Raw genomic sequence first — 20,870 nt, forward strand, 5'->3', positions numbered from 1 at the left:
CCCCCATAAGTCGCGCGATATAGTGGCTACGTCCGCATGAACGCGGACGCAGCCCAAGCCTATTAGAATTTCACCTGCGTCGAGAGGTAGAAGGTCCTGCCTTGCCCCGTTCCGGTGGTGCTGAGGAAAGGGGTGTAACTCTCGTTGAACAGGTTGGTAACCTTGAAGCTCACGTCGACCTTCTCGTTGAATTCGTAATTGGTGAACACATCGACGAGGTGATAGGGATCCCCAGCTTCGGATGCTTCTCCGCCCGTCCATGAACTGTTGTAGCCTGCCGTCAGGCCGCCCGAGACATAGCTATAGCGGGCGCCGACCGTGAGCTTGTCCTCGAGGAAGCGTGCGCCGCCCGTCATCGACACGATATCGTCCGGCAGATATTGGCTTGCGCCTAATCCCGGCAACTGGCTTGCCAGATCTGAATTACTGTGCGTGTAGCTGATGCCCGCAAAGACGAAGCCGGTATCGTAACTCACCTCAAGCTCAAACCCCTGGACCTTCGATGTGCCCTCGACATTCACGAACTGATACTTGCCATAGGTCGAATTGAAGCTGGCGACGATGTAATCCTCGACGTCCATGATGAAGTAGTTCGCCTTGAGCGACAGGGAATCGCTCGGTGCGAGGAAGCCTTGCTTGCGGATGTTGACACCGAGCTCCCATCCTTCCTGCGTCTCCGGGTCGAGCAAGGGATTGGGAATGTAGGAGCCGGAGGTGCTGCCAGGATGATCTCCCCCGAGCATGGTTTCCTGAAGCGTTGGCGCCCGCATCGATCGCGACCACGCCACATAGGGCTGTAGCCATGGCGTCACATTGTAGGCCAAAGTCAGCTTGGGATCGAAGCTGCCCTTGGAAATATCGACGTCATAGTCGCCATAGTTGGCAAGCGAGCCCCATCCGTTCAGGGCGTAGAAGTTGTATCGCAGTCCCGCCGTCAGATCGAAATTTCCGTAGCTGAACGTGTTCTCGCTGAACACGCCACCTTGCGAGCTCGCACCATCGCCGGGGTTGACGCCACCGTTCTCGGAGCTGACGTCGTCGTGGAAGTATTCCACACCGGTGGTGCTCCTGATTTGAACCGCGCCGAGGCTGAGCAGGGAGATGTTCGAAACGTCGAAGCCGGCACCGCGGTCGGTGATCGTACGCCCAACATAGGATCCCGTGCCGCCGGTATATTCCATCTTCAGGTCGTTGTAGTAACCGTTGATGCGCAAGTCGATCAGGTCGTTGTCAGGATCGTATCGGTATTTTGCGGTAAAGGTCTTGTTGTTGACCGTCTGATCATAGGAGTTGGCGAAGAAGTCGTTGTTGTAGAGGACGCCGCCAAGCGAAAGGGTGTGGTCTTCCCCTATGCCGAAATTTGCCTTGAACAGGCCCGAAACGAGATCCTGCCCTGTGTCTGCGACAACATTTCCGTTGCCGTCCTTATAGTCGCTGGAATCGCGCTTACTGATCGCACCGACGAAGTCGGCGACGCCGTATCGGACGCCGCCGGCGAGCATCTCAGAGAACCCGACGCCGTTGCTGCCCCAGGACAGCCGGCCGAGCCCGCCATATTGCTGGCCGGGCGCCAGAACGTCGTCGATTTCCAGCGTGCGGAAATTCACGGTTCCGGCAAGCGCTCCACCGCCGGTCGTGATCACTCCACCGCGAGTGGTGTCGATTCCGCCGAGCAGGTTGGGATCGACATAGGTGAACCCTGCCGCCTCATGTCCCGTGAACCGGAAGTTCTGGCGCACGCCATCGATCGACATATTCACGCGGCCTGAACCCTCAAAGCCGCGAACATTGACCGCGACGCCGGCCTGCTGTGCATTCTCTCGGGTAAAGACGCCGCTGATCGTGCGCAGTATGTCGTCCAGCTTGCGGCCGCCGTCCTGCTTGATGCGGTCCTGCTTGACTGTCGTCTTGTTGGTCCCGGGCGAGGATTCGTCGTCTTCGCCGGTGATCGTGATTTTCTTCAGGACCGTCGTGCGGTTGTCCTCGGACTGGGCGAGGGCAGGGGAATGCAAGCAGATTAGAACCATCCCGATGGCCGAACCGGCCATCAGCGCGTGGGCGTAAGAGCGCATTGGAATCTCCTGGCGCGCGCGGAAACGCGCACTCCAGGGGAGGCCTGTTTCCGCTTTCGATGCACCCTTACCGGGTCGAGTGTTATTTAACATGACTATTAAAGTCAACAATATGCATGTTCGACGTGCGGTGCCGAACAGGGGCGTGCCGGGCATGGCGCGCATTTACATTTTGTAATGCTCAGACACGCGGGAGAAACATTCTGAAATTACGCAGATACAAGACGTGAGTAGGAAGGGACGTGGTCGGCCAGCCAGCCAAAAGACTGCTGCTCCGCGGCAAGCCCGAAGATCATCGAACGACTCCGGCCTCACCCATATGCCCTTACCTGGCAGATGAGGCTGGAGTCGCTTCTGCTGTGAGCGATCCCGCTGCACCGTGTGTCAGCGGATCATACGTCTCCGCCCATTGGCTCATCAACTAGAGGCGAGCAGCGATCCAGACTCGTAGGAGCAGGGTTCTGCTCGATCCATCGGTGCTGGATAGTGGCTGAGCACTCTAAGCGCCCCAGACAACGGCCTGCTCGTGGCGCTTGATGAGGTGCTTGAGATTGTCGAAGCTCTGGCGGATGTGCCGGGCGAACGCATCTACGGCGGGCGCACGCGGCGTATCGGCAAGCCTGAGCAGACCGAGCGCCCGCTCAGGATGCGGAATGGCCACCGGAAGCGCCGTAATCGACTTCTCCTTGCGAAATGCGAAGACGACGCTATGAGGCAGCACGGTCAGCGCGTCGGTTTCCTTCATGTAGTTGGTGGCGCTGGTCAGCGAGCCGCCGGAATAGCGGATTTTTATCTCCGTGGCGCCGAGCGACAGCAGCAAGCTGCGCAGATCTTCGAGCAGTGGGCTGCCGGGCGGCGGCGCTATCCAGGGATAGTCGAGCAGGTCGCCGGTCTTCAGCTTGCGCCGCAGCAGCAACGGATGCGTTGCGCGGCAGGCGACGACATTGCGGCCGGGCAGGATCTCGCGGAATTTCATGCCCGACCCTTCTTCCAAGATGTCGATCGGACACACGGCAAGATCGATACGATCGGCGTTGATTGCGGCACGCAAATCCGAGAGGTAGCCGTAGCTCTGGTCGACACGCACATCCGGATAGGCGTTCTGGAAATCGGCGATCATGCCGGAGATCAGCGCGTCCATGAAGAATGGCGTGCCGCCGACCCGCACCACGCCCGATCGTCCCTGGCTGAAATTGGCGACGATATCCGAAGCCTTGCGCGATGCCGCCAGCATGACCTGGCCATGATCGGCGAGCGCCCGGCCGAGCGGCGTCGGCTGCAACGGCCGGCGACCTTTGAGGAACAGCGGCTCGTCCAGCCGCTTCTCCAGCATCGACAAAGTGCGTGAGACGGCCGGCTGCGACAGGCCGATCAACGCCGCGCCCTCGGTGACCCCACCGGCCTGGACCACCGCCGCGAGCTGAACCAGATGCCTCTCGTCAATCTTCATAACGATATGGTATATTAATCTGAGGAGAAATCATCATCTTCTTGAATGACCTGCGTTATGGTTCCCCACGAGATAAAAACCGGGGAGGACTATGGCGCAGGCCGGCACATCGTCGTTCAATGAGGCCAACTCGTCTGAACTGGTCGCCCAGCGTCTGCTCAAGGCCAAGGCCAAGGCCGGGCCTCTGCCGCAATTCCTGGTCAGCGTCGTCGACCATCTCCACCAGATCGTTCGGGAAACCCGCCCCACGGCCGCGGATTGGCGGCAAGCCATCGCGTTCCTCACCGAGATCGGCCACGCCAGCGACGAGAAGCGGCAGGAATGGGTTTTGTTCTCAGATCTGCTCGGCGTCACCGCGCTGGTCGAGGAGATCAATTCACGCCGCCCGAAGGGTGCGACGCCCAACACCGGGCGCGGGCCGTTCTATCGCGCTGATGCGCCACGGCTGCCGCTCGGCGCCGACATTTGCCTCGACGGCGTTGGTGCACCGCTGACTGTCTCAGGACGCGTCGCCGATCTCGACGGCATGCCGATTGCAGGTGCGACGGTCGAAACCTGGCAGGCGAATTCGCAAGGGTTCTACGAGAACCAGCAGCCCGATTTGCAGCCGGAATTCAACCTGCGCGGCGTCTTCATCACGGACCGAGAGGGGCGCTTCCACTACCGCACAGTCAAGCCCGCCGGCTATGGCGTGCCCGACGACGGACCGGTCGGCCAATTGCTTGGCCGCATCGGCTATCCGCTCAGCCGGCCGGCACATCTGCACTTCCTCATCCGCGCCGACAATTTCGAGACGCTGACAACGCAAGTGTTCGAGCGTGGCGACCCGCGCCTCGATGAGGACGCTCTGTTCGGCGTCAAGCCGGAACTGGTCGGCGACTTCAACCACGTCCCTGGGCAAGGCCGCGAAAGTTGGGCGCTCGACTTCGGCTTTGTCATGGTCATGGCCCGCAAGGGGAGCTGGGCGGCATGACGCAAGCCTTCACCTATTCCGGCAGCCCGGCCCATATCGTCTTCGGCAATGGCGCCTCGGCCGATGTCGCAAGCTGGGTCGAAAAACTCGGCTGCAAACGCGCGCTGGTGCTGTCGACGCCGAACCAGGCGGCCGATGGCGAGGCGCTGGCGAAGGCGCTTGGACCGCTGGCAGCAGGCACCTTTTCGGGTGCGGCCATGCACACGCCGGTCGAAGTGACAGAAGCGGCGATGGCCAAGGCGAAGGAGTTCGATGCAGACTGTGTCGTCGCGCTCGGCGGCGGCTCGACCACGGGCCTCGGCAAGGCGATCGCCTGGCGCACAGATCTGCAGCAAATCGTCATCCCGACCACCTATGCCGGCTCCGAGGTGACACCTATCCTCGGCCAGACCGAAGGTGGCGTGAAGACCACGCTGCGCGACCCAAAGATCCTGCCGGAGGTTGTGATCTACGATCCGGAACTGACCATCGGATTGCCTGTGGCAATGAGCGTCACCTCCGGCCTAAACGCCATAGCGCATGCGGCCGAGGCGCTTTATGCGCAAGACCGCAATCCGGTGTCGACGCTGATCGCTACCGAAGGCCTGCGCGCGTTCAAGGCCGCGCTACCCGCTTTGGTGAAAGAGCCGAAGAACCTCAAGGCACGCGGCGACGGGCTTTATGGCGCGTGGCTGTGCGGCACGGTGCTCGGCACGGTCGGCATGGCGCTGCACCACAAGATCTGCCATACGCTGGGCGGTTCCTTCGACATGCCGCATGCCGAGACCCATGCTGTGATGCTGCCGCACACGATCGGCTTCAACGCCGTCGCCGTGCCCGAATTGCTCAAGCCTGTTGCCGATATCTTCGGCGGCAGTGCCGGCACTGGCCTCTACGATTTCGCCAAATCAGTCGGCGCACCGCTGACGCTCCGGGAACTCGGCCTCAAGCAGGACGGTCTCGACCGCGCGGCTGATATCGCGACGCAAAATCCATACTGGAATCCGCGGCCTTTCGATCGCGCCGCTATCCGCGCCCTGTTGCAGGACGCGTGGGAGGGAAGACGTCCGCCGGACTGAAGACGAGCAAAGCTGAAGGTAACAAAGGGAGGAACAGCAATGATCACCAGACGCGAATTCATCAGGAACACCGCCGCGACCGGCGTGCTTGCCGGCACATCCGGTTTGGCGATGCCCGCGATCGCGCAGAATGCGCCGATAAAGCTCGGCTATGTCAGCCCGCAATCCGGTCCGCTGGCCGCCTTCGCCGAGGCCGACAAATTCATCATCGACGGCTTTCTGGCCGCCACCAAGGCGGCTGGCCTCAACTACGAGGTCGTGGTCAAGGACAGCCAGTCGAACCCCAACCGCGCGGCGGAAGTGGCCAAGGAACTGATCGTCAACGACAAGGTCAATCTGATGCTTGTCGCCTCGACGCCGGAGACCACCAACCCGGTCGCCACCACTTGCGAGGCCGAGGAAGTGCCATGCTTGTCAACGGTGGCACCATGGCAACCCTGGTTCATCGGCCAGCAAGGCAATCCCGGCGACCCGGCCTCGTGGAAGTCGTTCAACTACGCCTACCATTTCTTCTGGGGCCTCGAAGATGTCATCGCCGTGTTCACCAACATGTGGGCGCAGGTCGAGACCAACAAGAAGGTGGGCGGCCTGTTCCCCAATGACGGCGACGGCAACGCCTGGGGCGACGGCACGGTGGGCTTCCCTCCGGTGCTGGCCAAGGGCGGTTACGGGCTGACCGACACCGGCCGCTACCAGAACCTGACCGATGATTTTTCGGCGCAAATCAACGCCTTCAAGGGCGCCTCCTGCGAGATCATCACCGGCGTGATGATCCCGCCCGACTTCACCACCTTCTGGAACCAGGCCAAGCAGCAGGGTTTTACGCCCAAGGTGGCGTCGATCGGCAAGGCAATCCTGTTCCCGCAGTCGGTCGAGGCGCTTGGCAAATCCGGCCACAATCTGTCGTCGGAAGTCTGGTGGACGCCCAACCATCCGTTCAAGTCATCGTTGACCGGCGAAAGCTCGGCGCAGGTCGCCGAAGGCTTCACCAAGGCCACCGGCCGGCAGTGGACGCAACCGATCGGCTTCGTCCATGCGCTGTTCGAAATCGCCGTCGATGTGATGAAACGAGCTGAGGAAGCAGGCGACGGCGACAAGGTGGCGGCGGCAATCGCCGCGACCAAGCTCGACACGCTGGTCGGGCCGATCGCTTGGGACGGTGGCAAGCTGCCGCCCTTTGCCGCCAAAAACGTCGCCAAAACGCCACTGGTCGGCGGCCAGTGGCGGCTTAAGGACGACGGCGGCTATGATCTCATCATCACCGACAACAAGACCGCGCCTGACATTCCGACAGGCGGGACGATGGAAACGATAAGCTGATCTGTTTGAATGAAGGTCGCTCATCGCCGGTTTGTTCTACCGGTGGAGTGAACCCGCAACCGCAGTAACTTGACCCATGTCCATCCTCGCACTTTCCAATGTCACGAAACGATTCGGCGCCCTGACGGTCGCCGAATCGGTTTCGTTCGAGCTGCGGCAGGGCGAAGCGCTCGGCATCATCGGGCCGAACGGCGCCGGCAAATCGACATTGTTCAACCTGATCACCGGCAACATCGCTGTCGACGCCGGCACTATCCGCTTCGACGGCGAGGACGTGACCCGTCTGCCGCCGATGCAACGCTGCTTTGCAGGCGTCGGCCGCTCCTTCCAGATCCCGCAGCCATTCGAGAAGCTGACCGTGTTCGAGAACCTGCTCGTGGCCGGCGCCTTTGGGGCGCGAAAGACGGAGGCCGAGGTTGGCGACCGGTGCGCCGAAATCCTGATCGAGACTGGATTGATCGAGCGCGCCAACCATCTGGCCGGAGGCTTGGGCCTGCTACAGCGCAAGCGGCTGGAACTGGCCCGCGCGCTGGCCACCGAACCCAAGCTGTTGCTGCTGGACGAGATCGCCGGTGGCCTGACCGAAGGCGAATGCGGCCTGCTGGTGGAGACCATCCGTGCCATCCACAAGGGCGGCATGTCGATCATCTGGATCGAGCATGTGCTGCATGCGCTGAACTCGGTGGTCGAGCGGCTGCTGGTGCTCAATTTCGGCAGGATCATCGGCATGGGCACGCCCAACGCCGTCATGGCATCGCGCGAGGTCCGCGAGATCTATCTCGGGATCGAGATCTGATGGCGCTGCTCGAAACCAGGGGACTGACGGCGAGCTACGGCGACTTCCAGGCGCTATTCGGCGTCGACATTTCGCTCGATCCAGGCGAGACGATCGCCGTTGTCGGTGCCAACGGCGCCGGCAAGACGACACTGATGCGTTCGATCGCGGGCATATTGGCCAACCAGTCGGACGCCGTACTGTTCGACGGCGAGGCGATCGGCGCCCTGTCGGCCTCCGACATCGTCGCGCGTGGCATCGCCATGGTGCCGGAGGGGCGAAAGCTGTTTCCATCGCTCAGCGTCGAGGAGAACCTGCTGATCGGCCGCTACGGCTGCGCCGTTGCGGGGTATTGGAGCCTTCAGACCGTCTACGAGCTGTTCCCGATCCTGAAGGAGCGGCGCGGAAATCCCGGCACCGCGCTGTCCGGCGGCCAGCAGCAGATGGTGGCGATCGGCCGGGCGCTGATGTCCAACCCGCGCGTGCTTTTGTGCGACGAGATCAGCCTTGGCCTGGCGCCGGTCGTCATCAAGGACATCTACGCTGCCTTTCCGCGCATTCGTGCCGCGGGCGCTTCGCTCGTCGTGGTCGAGCAGGACATCGGCCAGGCGCTGAAGGTCTCGGACCGCGTCTACTGCATGATGGAAGGTCGCATCACGCTCTCGGGCGCACCATCGGATCTGACGCGCGAGAAGATCCACTCCGCCTATTTTGGAGCCGGTGCATGATGTGGATCGACACGATCGTCCAAGGTATTCTGCTGGGCGGCCTCTACGCGCTGTTTGCGGCGGGTTTGAGCCTCGTCTTCGGCATCATGCGGCTGGTCAACCTGGCGCATGGCGATCTCATTGTGCTTGCCGCCTTCCTGATCCTGGTGCTGGTCTCGGCGCTTGGGCTCAATCCGTTCGTGGCGGCCCTGGTGGCGATGCCGCTGATGTTCGCCATCGGCTGGGCGCTGCAGTTCTATCTGCTCAACCGAACATTTGGCACCGATCTCCTGCCGCCGCTGCTGGTCACCTTCGGCCTGTCGATCGTCATCCAGAACGGCCTGCTCGAAGGCTTTTCCGCCGACAGCCGGCGCATTCCGGTCGGCGGGCTCGACTCCGCCTCGGTGGCGCTCGGGCCGATCAATGTCGGCGTCATGCCGCTGTTGACCCTGGCCTCGGCCGTCGCGGTGATTATCGGGCTCAACCAGCTGTTCTACCGCACATCGCTCGGCCGGGCATTCCGCGCCACCTCGGACGATCCGGTCACCGCCGGGCTTATGGGCATTCGACCGAAGAAAATCTTCGCCACGGCGACGGGAATCGCCATGGTGGTGGTGACGATCGCCGCGCTCTATCTCGGCACGCGGGCGAATTTCGATCCGACCATCGGACCGGCGCGGCTGATCTATGCCTTCGAGGCAGTGATCATCGGCGGCCTCGGCTCGCTGTGGGGAACGCTGTTCGGCGGCATCGTCATCGGCGTCGCGCAGACCTTTGGCGCTGCGATCAATCCGGAATGGCAGATCCTGGCTGGGCATCTGGCATTTCTGCTCGTGCTTCTGCTCAAGCCGCGCGGCCTGTTCCCGCGTGCTTTGGATTGAGTGCGATGGCCGACGCTTCCCTGACACCCTGGAAAGTCGAAACGCGAACCAAAGCGTCGGCGACGTTCGCCGTCGTCGCCGCGCTGATCATCCTGCTTGCTCTGGCCGCGCCGTTGTTCGTCTCGCGCAGCGTGCTGCAGGACCTGTTCTTCATCCTGACCATGCTGGTGCTGGCGCAGAACTGGAACCTGCTCGCCGGCTACGCCGGGCTGGTCTCTGTCGGACAGCAGGCCTTTGTCGGCTTTGGCGCTTATGCCATGTTCGCGCTTGTCATCCTCGCCGGGCTCGACCCGCTGGCCGCCATCCTGCTCGCCGGCATCGCCAGCTCCCTGCTCGCGGTCCCCACCGCCTTCTTCCTGTTTCGCCTGCAAGGCGCCTATTTTGCCATCGGCAGCTGGGTCATCGCCGAAGTGGTGCGGCTGGCGCTGGCGCAATGGAAGATGCTGGGCGGCGGCACCGGCACCTCGCTGCCACGGGAGGCAACCCGCGACATGCCGATGCTGAAGTTGGTTGGCGAGCTGTTCGGCGTCAAATCCTCCGGCGCCAGCGACATCCTGACCTACTGGCTGGCGCTGCTCTTGGCTATCGCCACCATCGGTCTCGTCTACCGTCTGCTGCGCTCGAAACAGGGGCTCGGGCTCGCCGCTGTGCGCGACAACCAGGAAGCGGCGCGCTCGGTCGGCGTCGAGGCACGGCGAATGAAGACGCTGGTCTATCTGGCGGCGGCTTTCGGAACCGGTCTCTGTGGCGCGCTGGTCTATGTGCAGAAGGCGCGCATCTCGCCTGACGCCGCCTTCTCCGTCGTCGACTGGACGGCCTATATCATCTTCATTGTCGTCATCGGTGGCATCGGCACCATCGAGGGACCGATCGTCGGCGTCATCGTCTTCTACATCCTGCAGAACCTCCTTGCCGATTACGGCTCCTGGTACCTGCTGATCCTCGGGCTGATCGGCATCGCCATCATGCTGTTTGCGCCGCGCGGCCTGTGGGGCCTGTTTGCCGAGCGCACCGGCATCCAGCTCTTTCCGGTTCGCCGCCGACTGACCGGGGGACCAGATATTTCAAGCAAAAAGGGAGGGCCGCATGGCTGAGATTTCTACCGACGTGCTGACCATCGGCACCGGGCCGGCGGGCTCGGCGACCGCCGCGCTGCTTTCGACCTATGGCGTCGAGAACATGGTCATCAATCGCTACCGCTGGCTGGCCTCGACGCCGCGCGCGCACATCACCAACCAGCGCACGATGGAGGTGCTGCGCGACCTCGGCAAGGAGGTAGAGGCCGAGGCCTACATGCACGCCACCGAGCAGGATCTGATGGGTGAGAACGTGTTCTGCACCTCGCTTGCCGGTGAGGAGATCGGCCGTATGCGCAGCTGGGGCAAGCACCCGCTCTCCCGCGCCGAACATCTCTTGTCCTCGCCCTCGCACATGAACGACCTGCCGCAGACCTTCATGGAGCCGCTGCTGTTCAAGACTGCCTGTTCGCGCGGCACGCAGTCGCGGATGTCGACCGAATACCTCTCGCATGTGCAGGACACCGACGGCGTCACCACCACCTGCCGCGACCGGCTGACCGGCAAGGACATAACCATCCGCTCGAAGTATCTGGTCGGCGCCGATGGCGGCAATTCGCTTGTCGCCGAGCACGCCGGCCTGCCCTTCGAAGGCAAGATGGGCGTCGGTGGCTCGATGAACATCCTGTTCAAGGCCGATCTCTCTAGATACGTCGCCCATCGTCCGTCGGTGCTCTACTGGGTGGTGCAGCCGGGCGCCGATGTCGGCGGCATCGGCATGGGACTGGTGCGCATGATCCGGCCGTGGAACGAGTGGCTGATCGTCTGGGGCTACGACATCAACCAGCCGGCGCCCAAGGTCGATGACGCCTTCGCCAAAAAGGTGGCGCGCGATCTGGTCGGCGATCCGGAGCTTGAGATCGACATCCAGTCGGTGTCGACCTGGACCGTCAACAACATGTACGCCACCCAGACATCAAAGGGCCGCGTGTTCTGCATGGGTGACGCCATCCATCGCCATCCGCCGTCGAACGGGCTGGGCTCAAACACCTCGATCCAGGACGGCTTCAACCTTGCCTGGAAGCTTGCCTATGTCATCAAGGGCAAGGCCGGCCCAAAACTGCTGGACAGTTTTTCGCACGAGCGCGCGCCGGTCGCCAAGCAAATCGTCACCCGCGCCAACAAATCGATCGAGGAATTCGGCCCGATCTTCAAGGCGCTCGGCCTGCTCGATTCCATCGACCCGGTGAAGATGCAGTCGAACATGGATGCGCGCTGCGACGACACGCCCTCAGCCGAGGCGCAGCGCGCCAAGATCCGCGAGGCGATCGCCTTCAAGGTCTATGAGTTCGACGCGCATGGCGTCGAGATGAACCAACGCTATAAGTCCGGTGCCATCGTCGCCGACGGCCAGAAGGAACCGGCGTTCGAGAGGGACGCGGAGTTGCACTACCATCCGACGACATGGCCAGGCGCCCGGCTGCCGCATGTCTGGGTGCATTCCGACAAGGGCGACATGGTCTCTACCCTCGACCTTACCGGCCACGGCAAGTTCACCGTGCTGACCGGCATTGGCGGGCAGGCCTGGCTCGACGCGGCCAAGGTGATCGGCAAGGAACTCGGCATCGACATTGCCGGCCACCTGATCGGCCCGCGCCAGCCCTGGCAGGATTTCTCCGGCGACTGGGCACGAGCCCGCGAGGTGCGCGACAGCGGCGTGCTTCTGGTGCGCCCAGACCAGCATGTCGGCTGGCGCAAGGACGCGATGACATCGGACCCGGTGGCAGATTTGAAGCGGGCACTGGCAGCAATCCTGGACAGGTGAGATGGACATGAAAGCGCACGAAAAAGGCTTCTTCACCGAACGGAACTCGGCCGAGGTCGTCACCGGCCGCAACGAGAACGCCCGGGACGAGCGGCTGAAGACGGTGATGGAAGTCATCACGCGAAAGCTGCACGAGGCGGTCAAGGAGATCGAACCGACGCAGGGCGAGTGGTTCGAGGCGATCCAGTTCCTGACCAGGACGGGGCAGTTGTGCTCCGACTGGCGGCAGGAGTTCATCCTGCTATCGGACGTGCTCGGCGTCTCGATGCTGGTCGACGCCATCAACAACCGCAAACCGTCAGGCGCCTCGGAATCGACGGTGCTGGGACCATTCCATCTCGCCGACGTGCCGGAACTGCCGATGGGCGCCAACATCTGCCTCGACCACAAGGGCGAAGACGTGTTCATCCATGGCCGCATTCTCGACACAGAGGGCAGACCGATCGCCAATGCGATGCTCGATGTCTGGCAGGCAAATGACGAGGGTTTCTACGACGTGCAGCAGAAGGGCATCCAGCCCGATTTCAACCTGCGCGGCGTGTTCCGCACCGGCGCCGACGGTCGCTATTGGTTCCGGGCGGTGAAGCCGAAATTCTACCCGATCCCGGACAACGGCACCGTCGGCAAGCTGCTGCATGCGCTCGGCCGGCATCCCTATCGCCCCGCGCACCTGCACTATATTCTCAAGGCCAACGGCCTCGAGACGTTGACCACCCACATCTTCGACCCCGACGACCCCTACATCAATTCGGATGCGGTGTTCGGCGTGAAGGAGAGTTTGCTGGCCGAATTCAAGCGCGTCGATGATCCGGGCCGCGCGAAGGATTATGAGTTCGCCAATCCTTTCTGGGACGTCGAGCACGATTTCGTGTTGGCCACAGAAGGAGCCTAGTCCAGCACTACTTTGGCAGAATGTATTTTGGCGCTCATTGGATTGGCCCAGCCGCAGGGCCAGGTGCGAACCCGGATCAGTTTCGCCCATTTACAGGTTGAAACTCAAGTCCGATTCCGTATTCTACCGTCTCTATGCTGTAATCCGTGTTGCCGTCTGAGTCTGTTGATGAGCTCTTTACTATGTTATAGTCTCCACCAACTCGAAAAGTCGCCTTTTCACCTGAGACCGCAGTCAACGTCGGTTCGGCAAGCGTCTTCATGACGCCGGCTTGTTCCATCGCATTGATTGAGGCGTCCAGCCCCGAGGAGCTGATGCTAACGCCCGTGTTAGAAAAGCGCCTTTCCAAGACCATATGGATTGTCGCTGACGGCACCCCAACTGATGCCGTTGTTCGTATCAGACGCGCTCAGATTTACGCCCAGTTGCTTCATCACCGCTCGACTAACCTCTGCCACGGTTACCCGTAGAGTAACTTGATCGTCGCCAGATATCGCCAGAAAATTTAAGATCTTGCTCTCTCGCCGTTCGCTATCCGGGTTGTCAATCGTTACCCCGCTTTGAGATGAACCACCGCTTGCGGTTTGCGAATAGTGACCGGTGGTCGCTTCGCCGCCGCTGACAAAAATCTCTGCGAGGCTGACTGCACGCGAAGCATCCATCGGGGTGTCGACGCTTCCAGTCAGCACAACATTGTCATTCAGCAGCTCAACGGTTATTTTCGAGTTGGGGATGAAGCGCTTTAAGTAAGCCTCCAACCCTGCTACATCGCGCTCAATGATCAGGTTAATGTTGGCAACCTGCTCCTGATTGGCATCGAACACGAAGATGCTCGTCTCGCCAACCTGCTTGCCAAAAAGGTATATCCGGCGGGCCGTGCGCATTACAGCATCGGCGACAGAAGGGTTGCCGACCAGAATGTCGCTTGCGTCGGTAGGAATATCCAACACCAAAGCCTTGTTCAGGCCGAGTTTTTACGCGCTGCACTCCGCCTTGAACTTGCTTTTCAGCAATCTCTGTCGATTGCCTGCTTCGGCATTAGGCGGCCCGGCTGCGGTGATCAGGTACGCCATCCCAAGGGAGGGCACGAGGAAGAGCATCTTGCATGCACTTCGCCCTATGCTTTTCAGGTTATGCATGGGCCCCTCCGTGAGAAATTATGTGATACCTTGTTCAAGTATCAGTATGATTCAATCTGTAAAATTGCAGGAGGATCTTTTTTTTGGATTATTTAAAAGTATATTGGAAAGTTTCCTCGAACGCATTTTTGTAACAGAACGTTTCTACAATCTATCTTCAGATGGTTGGCGGGAGAGGTGGATGGCGACATATTCGGTTGATCTTTAAACTGACGTTTCGTGCGCTTTGCCGCACTAAATGGATCCGACCTCAAGAGTTTGCATTCGATAGGTAAGTCCCCTGGGAAAATTTCTTCGCCATCGGATAGATGTCACATAATTTTGAGAAAGAATTGAATAATAATAAAGTTTCGACCTCGCGCCACGGTATATACCTCTGACCGATTGAACGTATTGCGCTAGTGCTGCTTCAGAGAGTTGACCTTCTTGCTTCCCTTCAGTGAAGAAGCGGAATCAAGCTCTTGATCAGAACCGTTGGCTCCGCCGTTGCCTGGTCTGAAAGGTCGGACTCAAAGTAACTTTCCCTTCGCCGCCCTTGTAAAGTCGCGCGGTACGGCGCCACGGGCCCGAAAGAAATGGTCCGCAGCGTGCGCCGCGGACCATGTCAGACCAAATGAGCTCTAGAACGAGCGCTGGAAGCGGAGGATACCGCCGAGGCTGTCCTCGTCGTCGGCATTGGTCCAGTTGTCGAAGCCGGGCTCGCCGAACTTACCTGCGTGCACGTAGTCGACTTCGGCCGTGATCGTCAGACCTGGGACGACGTCGTAGGCGATGTTGGCAGCGATGCCGAGGTTTTCGCCTTCGTCATAGGAGATCTGGGTGTTGAACGAGGTCTTTTCGTTGATGGTGTAGGTGCCACCGCCCCAGACTGCCCAGTTGCCGCTCCACAGCTTGTACATGCCGCGGCCGTTGGCGGGAATTGCGTAAGAGTCGTCCGTTAGGTTGTCGTCCGTGCCGTAGCCGGCCATGATGAACAGCGACAGGTTCTGCATCGGGGTGATGTCAAGGCGAACCTTGCCGGAAACCTCTTCGTAGTTGCTATCATAAGCAATGACGCCGGTGATGGCGCCCCAGCCCTGCGTCCACTTCACGCCGCCGACGACATGCGGAACATAGCTGTCGATCGTGTAATCGTCATAGCCTTCTTCGAGCGAGACCACGGCCGAGAAGCCGTTGCCGGCGTCGAAATAGTACTGGACGACATTGGTGTCGAAGCCGCCGTAGGGAACCAGCGTATCCTGGATGACGTTGCCGGCGTAGCCGATGAACGTATCGAAGGCCGATTCGTCCTTACCGACGCGCAGGCCACCGAGCTGGATCCAGGCGAAGTTCAGCGAGACGTCCTTGTTGTAGGCATCGTTGATATCCTCGCCGGTATTGTCGTTGTCGTTACCAAAATTGAAGCGGGTCTCGGTGTAGGTCTTCAAGGTGCCGAGCTCGGTTTCCTGGCCGGTCCAGGTCTTCAGCGTGAAGCGCGCATTCTTGCGGTAGGTGTCGTTCTCGCCGCCGTCCTCATGGTCGCCGGACCTCGCACCATCGAACGAGCCGACGTCGCCGACGCCGATATCGTAGCGGATGTAGCCGCCGATGCGCAGGCAGGTTTCGGTGCCGGGAATGTAGAAGTAGCCAGCGCCGTAGACGTCGCAGATGCGGACGTATTCAGCGGGTTCCGGCTCGGCAACGACGACGGCGTCGGCGGCGCGCGCACCGGAAACTGCGACCAGCGCCGCAGCTGAGCCGAGAAGAAGGCTCTTGATGTTCATTTTCTGACCTCCAGTAAAGTTAAAGGGGCCGGCATAGATTTCCGCCTCAATCCCCAGCTTAAGAAGCAGCGCGACGCGCCGCCTCTCCGCAAGCCATTACCTTTCAGGAGTGACTTTTCAACAGTGAATCCTTCGATCAAATCCCGTAAATTCTAACATACTCCGTCGTGTTGCGAAAATATCACTAATTTTGACGAGAACTGAGACAAGTAATACTTAATAGACATATAGCACTGTTGGCACATATGGAACACATGGCACGAATGCTTTCGTAGTTTTCCGGAAAACCTGTCAGCGCTCTTGAGAAACATTCAAATCAGACATCTACGCAGTGGAACCATTTCAAAATTTTAGATGTTTGATCCCGGGCTTTGATTGGCATCCTTTCGCCTCGATCAATCAAAAAGGATGCGCTCTCGGCAGATTCTAGAGGGAGCGCCACAACGACAGAGGCGATTCGTCGAGCGATACAGCATAGTCAGAGAGCTTGAGGAGGCTGGCCAGGCGCTGGACTAACGGATCAACCGGGAAGACAGCCACGAATGGCCGACACGCGCTTCGGTGGCCGGATCCGGCGCGAAGGAACGCGGTCGACGGTACTCTCCGTCGACGAGAGGCGTTCATCCTTCTGCCGCTGCGCGCTGCCTCTGGACAACTGCCTCCATGTGATCAAGTTTGAGGAGTGGTTCCGCGAGCTCACCGAAGGCATGGCCGATCTGGCCGAGATCGTCGAACCGCTGCTCGACGCGCGCCGCTAGCTGCACCAGAATTATGCCGCCCTGCCACCGCAAGCTCCTGGCGATCGTCCGGGATTGATAAGCTTTGCCGCCGGCTGATTTCGATCCCCGGTGTCGGCCCCGTCGTGTCCTACACCGCGACGATCGATATCGATATCCCCGCCCGCTTCTGCAACTCCAAGGCGGTCGGTCCGATTTTGGGCCTGACGCCCATGAATCGGGAATCCCCTGCATCCGCGACGTTCTGACAGTAAGACTAGGGAGCCAAGCAAGAACGGCGAGCGGCCAGAACGACTTCTGCGACCAGGTCTTGTCTGAGCAATTCGATGGGAACACGGCCATCGAGATGCGGCGAAGGCCGTACGAGCCAAGACCACGCGAGCCGTGGATGCTTTGCCAGCTCAAGCACATCAGGTATTCCGGAAACGGGCCTGCCGTCAACAAATTGTGCCAGCGGGAAAACGTGTCTGCCAAGACCTTTGCGCAGTGCGATGACCTGATCGCGCCGTTGCCAGCGATGCAACGTTGATCTTGGAATCTGCAGGTTTTCTTCGAGGTAGGTTGGCCCAGCGACCCGACCTGCCCAGTCCTCGATCAACATCGAGCCAATATCGGAGTCCTGGGCTGCATTTGTCAGCGCCGAATGGGTATTCTTCTTCGCTGACTGACGCGTCTTCGCGGACTGACGCGTCCTCTTGGCCGCAAAGTCCTGAACAAACTCCGTTCTACGTTTCATGTCGCTGATAGGCTCGAAATAGCCGATGTAATACGCTTCGTGCACCACACTGTTAGGCGCACATTCGGTAACCGACTGCGCCCTCACGCCCTCGATGACCTGGCTGATGTCCTTGGCCTCACACTCATAAATCGCCAGGTAGCTCCATGGACAAGGCCCCACATCCGCTTGGTGTTCGGTGCGCCGGAAACGTTGCGCGGTAACAATGCCTGGAACCTGCAATACGTCGCCGAGATGCAAATCGGTATACAAGTCATTGTGCTGCCTGGCCTCAGCGTTACTGAGTACGATAAGCTTGAAACTTGGCATTTAGCCGCCTCTTATTACGGATTTATACCGTCTATACGAAAGAGATAAGCAGCCGCGCCCGAGACGGCCACGCTGTCGTCTTCCGAGAGCCCGCTTCGATGACGACCCGGCCATTCTGGCGTGTGCCCGTTGCAACGACTGCGCGCTGATCTTGCCCGCATCACGTGGTCGCCTTCGGCGACCAGTACGTCGGCTAGGCGCAGGCCCTTCGCTTCCGCGCCTCGTTGCTTGGTGCCAGGCGACGGAGCCGGTGGCGCAGACGCCGAGCGGATATTCTCCACGGAAACGGTCAGCGTAGCGGCCTGAGCGGGGCTGCCGTCTGCACGGCCGGTCGGCCGAGCCGCAGCCATAGGCTTCCGGCGCCGCGAAGGCGGCGAGCACAACCAATGCGACCAGCAGGAGAAGACGCTGCTTATGCAGTTTCTGGTTATGATTCTTCTGGCCATGATTCTATTTTTTTGAAATGCCCGAAGGCGGTACCGATAGGCTGCGAAGCTCAGCCGGATCGCGTCTGTCCGCCGGCAGAGCCAGCGGCATGGCACGGGTGACATGGCTGATTGGTAGCGTCGGGTTCATCGATGCGACCAATCGCAGCATTCATCAGGACCTCCCACATTGTCGTCCTTTCGTTGCTCGGTAGCGGCCGGGCAAGCCGGGCCGCCATTCCAGGAGAAAGAAACCGGCCGGCCCGTGGCGGGTTGAGGTAGAGGGCCGGCCGGCGCAGCCTGTCAGGGGTTACTCACCTATCCTGGGTAGGGGGGTGGGAGTAGCTACCTGGGGCAGGGCCCCTGCGGCCGGCTGCGTCATCCGGCGGAGCGCCCTAGGGGACCAGGGATGATCCGTGCGGTCGATCCGCCGAAGCGAGGATTTCGAGCGGTTCAAGTGTGAGCTTGGCGCGGAGCGCGGCGATAGTATCCTTCAACTTGCCGGCCGCGACTGCCCGCAATGTCCTCAGCCAGCCTTTCCTGAAAGGCAAAGGGAACGGGAGCAGAATTGCCGCCCGGAGCAGAGTTCCCGGCATAGGGGCCACCCGGACAGCGATCGGGGCTTGTCAGCGTGCCGGGGGCCGCATACTGCGCCAATGCCGGATGAATGGCTGCTAGTGAACAGGCCGAGCGCAAAAAGCGTGCTGCGCATGATGTGATCCTTCCTGCATGCTTCGGGTAGCAGGAGGATAGGAGGTGTCTTTTTCCGGTCTAATTCGGAGCGTTGCTGAAGATTTCCATAAGAGGGAAATTTGTGACGCAAGGTTGCTGCGGGTCAATTGGAAACATTCGGTTGCAATTTTCCGTCCCGCATACCCACGGCTCTTCCTATAATTGGCGACGAACAGGTAACGGCACTGGGCAAGCAATGCAGTCACAACCCCAAATCCTTGTCGTCGACGACGATCGCGAGATCAGGACGCTTCTCGGTCGCTATCTCGACGGCCAGGGTTTTCGTGTTTCGGTTGCGGCGGACCGGCGCGAATGCGAGCAAAAGCTAGCCGCGGGCCAGTTCGACCTGATCGTGCTCGACGTCATGCTGCCCGACGGCTCGGGCCTCGATATCTGTCGCGCGTTGCGTGACAGCAAACGGCACGTTCCCGTCATTCTGCTGACGGCGCTGAAGGAGGATGTCGACCGCATCATCGGACTTGAGCTCGGCGCCGACGACTATCTTGGCAAGCCGTTCAATCCGCGTGAGTTGGCCGCCCGCATCCGCGCCGTGCTGCGGCGCTCGGCGCCGGATCAGGCAGCACCCGCCATGGCCCGCGCCTATCGCTTTGCCGGCTACACGATGGAGCCGGAAATCCGCCGCGTTGCCAATGCGAGAGATGAGACAATCGAGCTGACCGGTGCCGAGTTCGATCTGCTGCAGGTCTTTGTCGATCGGCCAGGCCGGGTTCTGTCGCGCGACCAGCTTCTCGATCTCACGCAAGGGCGCGAGCGCGACCCGCTCGATCGCTCCGTCGACGTGCTGATGAGCCGGCTGAGGCGCAAGCTTGGCGAGGATGCCGCAGCACCGCTTTTCAAGACCGTGCGCAATGGCGGTTATCAGTTGACCGTCCGCGTCGAGACCGTGGACACGCCGGCATGACCTCGCTCAGGGCGCGGATTGCGCTGCTTCTGGTGGCGTCGATCGTCGGCGTGGTGGCGCTGGCGACGCTTGCGGTCGTCAGAGTGGTGCGAGGACCAGCACCCGAAGCCACGATAGAGCCGGTCGCCCGGCAGATCAGGCTTCTGGCCCAGTCGCTTCCCGGTCGCGTTGCGCAACCGGACGACCTCAAGCCGACTCGCCTCCAGAAATGACGAGATAGTTCATCTCAGTCTTCAACGAAGAACACGCTCCGCTATCGTGTCGGACTGCGCATCCGGATTCGTACTATATGATGAAAGCCGGTGATTTCGGAAATTCCTGCGTCTTCGGCCGATAGGGATGCGTTGACTCGACGCGCAGCCAGTTAACACAATCGACAACAGAACCTGAAGATCCGAATGCGGACGACCCGACGATGATGTGCAACGAACGTCCAACGGGCTTGGGCACAATCGACTTACTGGCTATGTCGATGGATTTGTGTCGCATTCGCCGGCAGTTTGTTCGAGTCAAGATGAGACCGTCGCCCAGATCGATCCACGCGTCTGCGCGCACGTCCCGACCGGAACATCCCATCGCGCTCAGATCGTCGGCCCAAGCAGCGACTGACGCTGACGGAATTTGCCTTCCTGGTCCTCACAACCTCTCCGCCAAGGCTCGTCTTGCGCTCTCATGCCTTTTTGGTCGCGGGTCTTTTCGCCTTCTGCGGCTTTAGTCCCAGGCCGAATTTCTTTGCGAGGAGCGAGCGCGTTGTAGCGTAGTTTGGAGCGACCATCGGATAGTCCGGGGGCAGGGCCCATTTTGCGCGGTATGCATCCGGTGACAGGCCGTAGCTCACGCGCAGGTGGCGCTTCAGGGACTTGAACTTCTTGCCGCTCTCCAGCGAGATGATGAAATCCGGCGTGACGGATTTGCTGATTGGAACAGCCGGCTTCAACGGCTCTTTCTCAGCTTGGGTTGAACGATCGGACCGCAGCAAATCCAGAGACTGATAGATCTGATCGATCAAGGATGGAAGCTCGCTTGCAGGAACAGGGTTGTTCGACACGTATGCGGAAACCACGTCTGCCATCAGTTTCACAATTGCGTCTTTCGAGCCGGCCTCAGCCATTTCTCTCTCTCTCTCTCTTCTGGTTGA

General features: G+C 60.6%; 18 protein-coding genes and 1 pseudogene. 13 read left to right on the forward strand and 6 right to left on the reverse strand.

Annotated elements, in window-relative coordinates; genetic code table 11:
• Nucleotides 1-62: 62 nt before the first annotated feature.
• Together AC0NID_RS10985 and AC0NID_RS10990 are read right to left on the reverse strand one after the other, a co-directional pair.
• Entirely contained in the window at nt 63-2,072 is a 2,010-nt protein-coding gene (locus tag AC0NID_RS10985) for a TonB-dependent receptor domain-containing protein (protein ID WP_473455333.1), read from the reverse strand.
• A gap of 499 nt (nt 2,073-2,571) precedes the next feature.
• Nucleotides 2,572-3,522, reverse strand: a complete 951-nt coding sequence (locus AC0NID_RS10990; RefSeq protein ID WP_473455332.1) for a LysR family transcriptional regulator — start codon at nt 3,520-3,522, stop codon at nt 2,572-2,574.
• A gap of 91 nt (nt 3,523-3,613) precedes the next feature.
• Here AC0NID_RS10990 and AC0NID_RS10995 point away from each other — a divergent pair, with 91 nt between their 5' ends.
• The 9 genes from AC0NID_RS10995 to AC0NID_RS11035 all read left to right on the forward strand — a co-directional run bounded on the left by AC0NID_RS10995 (nt 3,614) and on the right by AC0NID_RS11035 (nt 12,969).
• Nucleotides 3,614-4,495: a dioxygenase family protein gene (locus AC0NID_RS10995; protein WP_473455330.1), complete on the forward strand. Its 882-nt coding sequence runs from the start codon at nt 3,614-3,616 to the stop codon at nt 4,493-4,495.
• Nucleotides 4,492-5,553: a maleylacetate reductase gene (locus AC0NID_RS11000; protein WP_473455329.1), complete on the forward strand. Its 1,062-nt coding sequence runs from the start codon at nt 4,492-4,494 to the stop codon at nt 5,551-5,553. The genes AC0NID_RS10995 and AC0NID_RS11000 overlap by 4 nt, the downstream gene beginning before the upstream one ends.
• Nucleotides 5,554-5,592: 39 nt before the next feature.
• Nucleotides 5,593-6,873, forward strand: a complete 1,281-nt coding sequence (locus AC0NID_RS11005; RefSeq protein WP_473455328.1) for an ABC transporter substrate-binding protein — start codon at nt 5,593-5,595, stop codon at nt 6,871-6,873.
• 76 nt (nt 6,874-6,949) lie between these two features.
• Nucleotides 6,950-7,669 carry an ABC transporter ATP-binding protein gene (locus AC0NID_RS11010; RefSeq protein ID WP_473455327.1) on the forward strand — a complete coding sequence of 240 codons (720 nt, stop codon included), beginning with the start codon at nt 6,950-6,952 and terminating at the stop codon, nt 7,667-7,669.
• The gene (locus AC0NID_RS11015) at nt 7,669-8,376 is read left to right on the forward strand and encodes an ABC transporter ATP-binding protein (RefSeq protein ID WP_473455326.1); all 708 of its coding nucleotides are present in this window, start codon (nt 7,669-7,671) and stop codon (nt 8,374-8,376) included. Before AC0NID_RS11010 ends, AC0NID_RS11015 begins: the two co-directional genes overlap by 1 nt.
• On the forward strand, nt 8,373-9,236 hold the full coding sequence (locus tag AC0NID_RS11020) for a branched-chain amino acid ABC transporter permease (RefSeq protein ID WP_473455325.1): 864 nt from the start codon (nt 8,373-8,375) through the stop codon (nt 9,234-9,236). The genes AC0NID_RS11015 and AC0NID_RS11020 overlap by 4 nt, the downstream gene beginning before the upstream one ends.
• A gap of 5 nt (nt 9,237-9,241) precedes the next feature.
• A complete protein-coding gene (locus AC0NID_RS11025) occupies nt 9,242-10,330 on the forward strand; it encodes a branched-chain amino acid ABC transporter permease (protein ID WP_473455323.1) in 1,089 nt (362 codons plus the stop codon).
• Nucleotides 10,323-12,077 (forward strand): FAD-dependent oxidoreductase, encoded by a 1,755-nt coding sequence (locus AC0NID_RS11030; RefSeq protein WP_473455322.1) that lies wholly within the window; start codon nt 10,323-10,325, stop codon nt 12,075-12,077. The genes AC0NID_RS11025 and AC0NID_RS11030 overlap by 8 nt, the downstream gene beginning before the upstream one ends.
• 7 nt (nt 12,078-12,084) lie before the next feature.
• Nucleotides 12,085-12,969, forward strand: a complete 885-nt coding sequence (locus AC0NID_RS11035) for an intradiol ring-cleavage dioxygenase (protein WP_473455321.1) — start codon at nt 12,085-12,087, stop codon at nt 12,967-12,969.
• A 91-nt stretch (nt 12,970-13,060) separates the two neighbouring features.
• On the opposite strand, the pseudogene AC0NID_RS11040 reads toward AC0NID_RS11035, so the two are convergent.
• Nucleotides 13,061-13,934 (reverse strand): annotated as a pseudogene (locus tag AC0NID_RS11040) (type II and III secretion system protein family protein); the annotation flags it as partial.
• A 794-nt stretch (nt 13,935-14,728) separates the two neighbouring features.
• Entirely contained in the window at nt 14,729-15,871 is a 1,143-nt protein-coding gene (locus tag AC0NID_RS11045) for a porin (RefSeq protein ID WP_473455320.1), read from the reverse strand.
• 542 nt (nt 15,872-16,413) lie between these two features.
• On the opposite strand from AC0NID_RS11045, the gene AC0NID_RS11050 reads away from it, so the two are divergent.
• Nucleotides 16,414-16,629 (forward strand): hypothetical protein, encoded by a 216-nt coding sequence (locus AC0NID_RS11050; RefSeq protein ID WP_473455319.1) that lies wholly within the window; start codon nt 16,414-16,416, stop codon nt 16,627-16,629.
• Nucleotides 16,630-16,733: 104 nt separating this feature from the next.
• Nucleotides 16,734-16,856, forward strand: a complete 123-nt coding sequence (locus AC0NID_RS11055) for a hypothetical protein (RefSeq protein WP_473522285.1) — start codon at nt 16,734-16,736, stop codon at nt 16,854-16,856.
• Nucleotides 16,857-16,864: 8 nt separating this feature from the next.
• Here AC0NID_RS11055 and AC0NID_RS11060 read toward each other — a convergent pair whose 3' ends face one another.
• A complete protein-coding gene (locus tag AC0NID_RS11060) occupies nt 16,865-17,653 on the reverse strand; it encodes an antitoxin Xre/MbcA/ParS-like domain-containing protein (protein WP_473455317.1) in 789 nt (262 codons plus the stop codon).
• Nucleotides 17,654-19,006: 1,353 nt separating this feature from the next.
• Between AC0NID_RS11060 and AC0NID_RS11065 the strand changes: the two genes are divergently transcribed.
• Together AC0NID_RS11065 and AC0NID_RS11070 are read left to right on the forward strand one after the other, a co-directional pair.
• Nucleotides 19,007-19,732, forward strand: coding sequence for a response regulator (locus AC0NID_RS11065; protein ID WP_473459540.1), 726 nt, complete (start codon nt 19,007-19,009; stop codon nt 19,730-19,732).
• Complete coding sequence (locus AC0NID_RS11070) at nt 19,729-19,944, forward strand: hypothetical protein (RefSeq protein WP_474033434.1); 216 nt, start codon at nt 19,729-19,731, stop codon at nt 19,942-19,944. The genes AC0NID_RS11065 and AC0NID_RS11070 overlap by 4 nt, the downstream gene beginning before the upstream one ends.
• A gap of 458 nt (nt 19,945-20,402) precedes the next feature.
• Here the strand turns inward: AC0NID_RS11070 and AC0NID_RS11075 are convergent, their stop codons facing one another.
• Nucleotides 20,403-20,843, reverse strand: a complete 441-nt coding sequence (locus tag AC0NID_RS11075) for a Ros/MucR family transcriptional regulator (protein WP_473459376.1) — start codon at nt 20,841-20,843, stop codon at nt 20,403-20,405.
• Between the last annotated feature and the right edge of the window lie 27 nt (nt 20,844-20,870).

This window comes from Mesorhizobium sp. WSM4821 (genome assembly GCF_055901555.1).

Excerpts from the sequence above, each read along its gene's own strand:
- AC0NID_RS11020 (WP_473455325.1), top strand. The coding sequence starts at position 8,373 with ATGATGTGGATCGACACGATCGTCCAAGGTATTCTGCTGGGCGGCCTC.
- AC0NID_RS10990 (WP_473455332.1), bottom strand. The coding sequence starts at position 3,522 with ATGAAGATTGACGAGAGGCATCTGGTTCAGCTCGCGGCGGTGGTCCAG.
- AC0NID_RS11025 (WP_473455323.1), top strand. The coding sequence starts at position 9,242 with ATGGCCGACGCTTCCCTGACACCCTGGAAAGTCGAAACGCGAACCAAA.
- AC0NID_RS11050 (WP_473455319.1), top strand. The coding sequence starts at position 16,414 with ATGGCCGACACGCGCTTCGGTGGCCGGATCCGGCGCGAAGGAACGCGG.
- AC0NID_RS10985 (WP_473455333.1), bottom strand. The coding sequence starts at position 2,072 with ATGCGCTCTTACGCCCACGCGCTGATGGCCGGTTCGGCCATCGGGATG.
- AC0NID_RS11035 (WP_473455321.1), top strand. The coding sequence starts at position 12,085 with ATGAAAGCGCACGAAAAAGGCTTCTTCACCGAACGGAACTCGGCCGAG.
- AC0NID_RS11030 (WP_473455322.1), top strand. The coding sequence starts at position 10,323 with ATGGCTGAGATTTCTACCGACGTGCTGACCATCGGCACCGGGCCGGCG.
- AC0NID_RS10995 (WP_473455330.1), top strand. The coding sequence starts at position 3,614 with ATGGCGCAGGCCGGCACATCGTCGTTCAATGAGGCCAACTCGTCTGAA.
- AC0NID_RS11075 (WP_473459376.1), bottom strand. The coding sequence starts at position 20,843 with ATGGCTGAGGCCGGCTCGAAAGACGCAATTGTGAAACTGATGGCAGAC.
- AC0NID_RS11070 (WP_474033434.1), top strand. The coding sequence starts at position 19,729 with ATGACCTCGCTCAGGGCGCGGATTGCGCTGCTTCTGGTGGCGTCGATC.
- AC0NID_RS11045 (WP_473455320.1), bottom strand. The coding sequence starts at position 15,871 with ATGAACATCAAGAGCCTTCTTCTCGGCTCAGCTGCGGCGCTGGTCGCA.
- AC0NID_RS11015 (WP_473455326.1), top strand. The coding sequence starts at position 7,669 with ATGGCGCTGCTCGAAACCAGGGGACTGACGGCGAGCTACGGCGACTTC.
- AC0NID_RS11000 (WP_473455329.1), top strand. The coding sequence starts at position 4,492 with ATGACGCAAGCCTTCACCTATTCCGGCAGCCCGGCCCATATCGTCTTC.
- AC0NID_RS11005 (WP_473455328.1), top strand. The coding sequence starts at position 5,593 with ATGATCACCAGACGCGAATTCATCAGGAACACCGCCGCGACCGGCGTG.
- AC0NID_RS11065 (WP_473459540.1), top strand. The coding sequence starts at position 19,007 with ATGCAGTCACAACCCCAAATCCTTGTCGTCGACGACGATCGCGAGATC.
- AC0NID_RS11010 (WP_473455327.1), top strand. The coding sequence starts at position 6,950 with ATGTCCATCCTCGCACTTTCCAATGTCACGAAACGATTCGGCGCCCTG.
- AC0NID_RS11060 (WP_473455317.1), bottom strand. The coding sequence starts at position 17,653 with ATGCCAAGTTTCAAGCTTATCGTACTCAGTAACGCTGAGGCCAGGCAG.